This is a genomic window from Mesorhizobium sp. M7A.F.Ca.AU.002.02.1.1 (assembly GCF_003998535.1).
GTDB classification, from domain to species: Bacteria; Pseudomonadota; Alphaproteobacteria; order Rhizobiales; family Rhizobiaceae; genus Mesorhizobium; species Mesorhizobium ciceri.
In genome coordinates, this window is the sequence record NZ_RZPB01000567.1 from 1 (window position 1) to 3991 (window position 3991).

The following is a 3991-nucleotide window of genomic DNA, read 5'->3' on the forward strand; positions in this document are numbered from 1 at the left end:
GCGCCGAAGAATTGTTGGCGCACCGTCTCGCCGATCAGGCACACGCCTGTGCCCGAGCGGGTTTCGGAATCGCTGAACGGGCGGCCCGACACCAGTTTCCAGTCGCGCGCATCGAGATAGGCGCTGTCGGTGCCGGTGACGCCCGAGGTCAGGCTCTCGGTGCCGAAGATGACCCGGACCTGCTTTTGCGAAGCCGGCGAAATGGCGCGGGCGCCAGTCAGATGCGCAACCAGCGCCGCCAGCTCCTTTTCGGCCAGCGGACGCACCACCTGGTCGAGCCCGCCCGGGCCACCGGGACCGGCCGGGCGACCGGAGCGGACGACCAGCAGATTGCTGCCGAGCTTGGAGATGTCGGCCTTGACCTTCTGCGTGGTGCCCGACCCGATGGTGAGCATGGCAATGACGGCGGCAACGCCGATGACGATGCCGAGCAAGGTCAGGAACGAGCGCAGCACGTTGCGGCGGATCGAGCGCAGCGACAGGCGGACGGTTTCCCAGATCATGGTTGTGCGATCTCCAGCTTCCTGGAATCGGAGGCGACGTGGCCGTCGAGGAAGCGGATGGTGCGTTCGGCATAGTCGGCGACGTCGGCCTCGTGGGTGACCATGGCGATGGTCAGGCCAAGCTCCTTGTTGAGCCGCGTCAGCAACTCCATGATCTCGTGCGTGCGGGCGGTGTCGAGGTTGCCGGTCGGCTCGTCGGCGACGAGCAGCGTCGGGCGCGTGACGATGGCGCGCGCGATCGCCACGCGCTGCTGCTGGCCGCCGGACAGTTCGGCCGGCGTGTGGTGCTCGCGGCCGACAAGGCCGACCTCCGCCAGGGCCTGCATGGCAAGGTCGCGGCGCTCGCGGGCGGCCACGCCGCGATAGATCAGCGGCAGTTCGACATTTTCGGCCGCCGTGGTGCGGGCCAGCAGATTGTAACCCTGGAAGACGAAGCCGACATAGAGGTTGCGCAGCATGGCGCGGCGGTTGCGGTCGAGGCGGCCGGCGTCGATGCTCATGAAGGAATAGGTTCCGGCCGTCGGCGTGTCGAGGCAGCCGATGATGTTCATCGCCGTCGACTTGCCGGAGCCGGACGGCCCCATGATGGCGACGAATTCGCCACGCCGGATGGCAAGATCGACGCCGGCCAGCGCATGCACCTTGGCCTCGCCCTGGCCATAGCTCTTCCAGACCTTGTCGAAGGTGATGAGGGCAGCACCGGCAGCCACGGTATCAGCTCCGCTGCTGCGACGCGGTGATGACCTGTGCGCCTTCGTCGAGGCCAGAAATGATCTCGGTCAGTTCGCCGTCGGTCGAGCCGATCTTGACGTTGACCGGGTGCGGACGCCCGTTCTCCAGCACATAGAGCGTGCGCGAGCCGTCGGTGGGCACTGTGGCGGCCTGGCGCTGGCGGTTGCCGCCGGGGCGGCCCATGCGGCCGGTGAACAGGTCGCTGAGGCTCCAGCCGCGTGCGGCCTGCTGGACCGGGCGAAAGCGGAAGGCGGTGGCCGGCACGGTGAGCACGTCCTTGGCCTGCTTGGTGACGACCGAAACGGTGGCGGTCATGCCGGGCCGCAGCAGCAGCTCGTTGTTGTCGACCTCGAGCCGCGCATTGTAGGTGACGACGCCGTCGGTGGTGACCGAGGCATAGGAGATGTCGCGGATCTCGGCATCGAACGGCCGCTCGGGGAAGGCATCGACGGTGAAGCGGGCATGCTGGCCGGATTTGACCGCACCGATGTCGGCCTCGTCGACCGCCGCCACCAGTTCCATGTTCCTGAGATCGGCGGCGATGATGAACAGCACCGGCGCCTGCAGCGAGGAGGCGACCGTCTGGCCGGGATCGACCGAGCGCGTCAAAACGATGCCGTCGATCGGCGCATAGATTGTGCTCTTGGCAAGGTCGGTCTGCTGCGCCTTGAGGTCGGCCTGGGCGATGGCGAGGTTGGCCTGCGCACTGTCGAGAGCTGCCTTGGAACGGTCGCGCGTGGCGGTTGCCGCTTCAAGCGACTGGTCGGTCGCCATGCCGCGCCTGGTCAGTTCGGCGGCGCGCACCAGCGCCTTCTCGTTTTCGGCCAGCGTAACCGTGGCGTCCTCGACATTGGCGGCGGCGGCCTTGGCCGAAGCTTCGGCGCGCTCGATCTGGACTTCGAGTTTCACCGTGTCGAGTGTCGCCAGCACGTCACCCTTCTTGACCTGCTGGTTCTCCTCGGCCGAGACCGAGCGGATGATGCCGGACAGTTCGCTTGAAATATCGACCTGGGTGAGTGGCTGCAACGTGCCGGTCGCCGACACCGCGACGGTGAGGTCGGCCTTGGCGGCAGGCACTGTGGTGTAGTCAATCCTGGCCGGCGAGCCCGCATACCATTGATAGAGGCCAAGCGCGGCGGCGAGCACGATCAGCGCCAGCAACGCATAGAGCCACCCACGACGGCGCGATCTGCGCCGGCCTGTCTGGTCGAGCCCAAGCGCCGTCTCGATGGCGGAATCCGATTCCGTCTTTGGCAGATTGACAATCTGGTCCACGCTGGACCCCTATAATGCGCAATGTCCCTATCTGTGCACAGATCAGGCTTACCGGTTCAAATATCAAATTAAATTTCGCCCATGTTGGGATTGAGGCAGGAATGAAAACCCGGAATTACTTGCTTTACGATGTGTTTACGACCGAGCGACTGGCCGGCAATCCTTTGGCCGTCGTGCTCGACAGCAAGGGATTGGACACGGCCGCGATGCAGGCCATCGCGCGCGAATTCAACCTGTCCGAATCGGTGTTCGTCCTGCCGCCGGCCAATCCCAAGCACAAAAACCGCATCCGCATCTTCACGCCCGACTATGAAATGCCGTTCGCCGGCCATCCGACGGTCGGCGCCGCGATCGCGCTGGCCGAACTGGCGGAAGAGGGCGGCGCCGGCATCTTCGTGCTGGAGGAAAACATCGGTCCGGTGCGGTGCGCCGTCAGCAAGCATGACGGCAACACTTTTGCCGAGTTCGACCTGGCCAAGCTGCCGGAGCCGCTGAAGCTCGATGCCGATCCGGAGGCGATCGGTGCCGCGCTTGGGTTGACGCCGCATGAGATCGGCTTCGAGAATCACCGCGTCGCGTTCTGGTCGGCGGGCGTGCCCTATGTCACCATCCCGGTTGCCAATCTCGAGGCGGCGGGTCGCATCCGGCTGGACAACCAGGCCTGGTCGGAACTGGCGCCGCGCAAGAGCGAATGGGCCTTCGCCAGCCCCTATGTCTACTGCCGCGAGACGGTGAACCACGAAAGCGCCTTCCATGTGCGCATGATCGTGCCTGGCACGCCTTCCTATGAGGATCCGGCGACCGGCTCGGCGGCAGCCGCCTTTGCCGGCGCCATCATGCATTTCGACGCGCCGACCGATGGCATTTCACAGCTGTGGATCGAGCAGGGGCTGGAGATGGGCCGGCCATCGCGCATCCGCCTCGAACTGACCGTGCAAGGCGGAAAACTGGCCTCGGCGCGCATCGGCGGCAACGCAATCAAGGTGGCGGAGGGCAAGCTGTTCGTTTGATCGAACGCATGCTCGGTCGATTTGTCGGGAAATGATTCCGGCAGGGCTGGACAGGACCGATGGTGGCGGCTATATGCCCGCCAACGCCGGTTTTTGCCGGCCGAGTGGGTGCGTAGCTCAGTTGGTAGAGCAGCTGACTCTTAATCAGCGGGTCCACAGTTCAATCCTGTGCGCACCCACCAAATTCCTAGAAGAGTTGGTGGAAAGACCCTGAAAGCGAGACGCGTTTGGCGCATCTCGGGCAAGGCTGTCCGACCGTGATTCTTCAAACGCGCTATCCGGATCTTGTGGCGATTTAGCCGAGTTGAAAAATGCGGCTCAGAAACCGGCCGAATCGAAAAGCAAGGCTCTTTTCCCCGGCTGCAGCATCGCTGGCGCCAATTCCGTCTTTTCCCCCGGAGAAATCGCTGATGGGCCACCAGAAGAAGACCAGGAAGACAACGAAAATGCCGGTGTCGATCGGGCCATGAC

At 64.7% G+C, this 3991-nt stretch carries 4 protein-coding genes and 1 tRNA gene; 2 read left to right on the top strand and 3 right to left on the bottom strand.

The annotated features are described in order from the left end of the window. The 3 genes from EN879_RS26820 to EN879_RS26830 form a co-directional block, all read right to left on the bottom strand. Positions 1–503: ABC transporter permease (locus tag EN879_RS26820; RefSeq protein ID WP_164774594.1), on the bottom strand; the 503-nt coding region annotated here is incomplete at its 3' end. Next, the gene (locus tag EN879_RS26825) at positions 500–1213 is read right to left on the bottom strand and encodes an ABC transporter ATP-binding protein (protein WP_063168254.1); all 714 of its coding nucleotides are present in this window, start codon (positions 1211–1213) and stop codon (positions 500–502) included. The genes EN879_RS26820 and EN879_RS26825, both read right to left, overlap by 4 nt. Before the next feature lie 4 nt (positions 1214–1217). Beyond that, positions 1218–2510, bottom strand: a complete 1293-nt coding sequence (locus EN879_RS26830) for an efflux RND transporter periplasmic adaptor subunit (RefSeq protein ID WP_063168253.1) — start codon at positions 2508–2510, stop codon at positions 1218–1220. A gap of 101 nt (positions 2511–2611) precedes the next feature. On the opposite strand from EN879_RS26830, the gene EN879_RS26835 reads away from it, so the two are divergent. Together EN879_RS26835 and EN879_RS26840 are read left to right on the top strand one after the other, a co-directional pair. Beyond that, positions 2612–3520: a PhzF family phenazine biosynthesis protein gene (locus tag EN879_RS26835; RefSeq protein ID WP_063168252.1), complete on the top strand. Its 909-nt coding sequence runs from the start codon at positions 2612–2614 to the stop codon at positions 3518–3520. Positions 3521–3626: 106 nt separating this feature from the next. After that, positions 3627–3702 (top strand) — tRNA-Lys (locus EN879_RS26840). The last annotated feature ends 289 nt before the right edge of the window (positions 3703–3991 follow it).